Here is a 383-nt window from a genome sequence, read left to right as displayed (position 1 = left end):
AAAGTATGCCAGACGCGATATTTGATGATTTTAGACCACCTCAAGGCGCCACTTCCTATCATCCCAAAATGATGTTAAAAATCTTACTCTGTGCGTATAGCCAATCCATATTCTCTGGGCGTAAAATCGAAGCGTTACTTTACGATAGTATTCGCATGAGGTGGTTGGCCCAAGAACAGACGCCATCCTACCGAACCATTAATCGATTTCGTGTGCATCCAAAAATGGCTGCACTGCTTCAGTCTGCCTTCATTCAGTTCAGAACCCAACTGGAATTCAATGGTCTCATTGATTCGGATGCGATATTTATAGATGGTACAAAAATTGAAGCCAATGCCAATAAGTATACATTTGTGTTTAGAAAGAATATCGAGCGTCATGAG

Annotated in this window: 1 protein-coding gene; it reads left to right on the top strand. The window is 41.3% G+C overall.

Features of this window, described 5'->3' with window-relative positions:
* Window positions 1-383: transposase (locus V6E76_RS11440; RefSeq protein ID WP_499797819.1), on the top strand; the 383-nt coding region annotated here is incomplete at both ends.

This window comes from Jeotgalicoccus huakuii (assembly GCF_036665975.1).
Lineage (GTDB): Bacteria > Bacillota > Bacilli > Staphylococcales > Salinicoccaceae > Jeotgalicoccus > Jeotgalicoccus marinus.
The sequence above is the reverse complement of the archived record's forward strand: the minus strand, read 5'-3'. Positions and strand labels throughout refer to the sequence as shown.